Genomic DNA, 247 nt, shown 5'->3' with positions numbered 1-247 from the left:
ACCGTGCTCAACCTGTCCCGCGAGTTCTCCGGGGTTGCGGCGCTGGCGCTGTTCACCGGCGCCTACGTGGCCGAGAACAACCGGGCCGGCGTGCAGTCCATCGCCCGCGGACAGAACGAGGCCGCCCGCTCCCTGGGCCTGTACGCCGGCCAGTCGATGCGCTTCGTGATCCTGCCGCAGGCCTTCAAGCGCGTGCTGCCGCCGCTGGCCGGGCAGTTCATCAGCCTGGTCAAGGACACCTCGCTGG

Annotated in this window: 1 protein-coding gene; it reads left to right on the top strand. The window is 70.4% G+C overall.

What is annotated here, in order from left to right; translation table 11 throughout:
* Positions 1–247, top strand: a 247-nt coding sequence (locus tag ACLJNW_RS27555; protein WP_410961735.1) for an ABC transporter permease subunit, incomplete at both ends; no start/stop codon positions are given.

It is taken from the genome of Salmonella sp. SAL4457 (assembly GCF_046548235.1).
Classification (GTDB): Bacteria; Pseudomonadota; Gammaproteobacteria; order Enterobacterales; family Enterobacteriaceae; genus Salmonella; species Salmonella enterica.
Note: the sequence above shows the minus strand (reverse complement) of the source record. Positions and strands in the feature narration are given on the sequence as shown.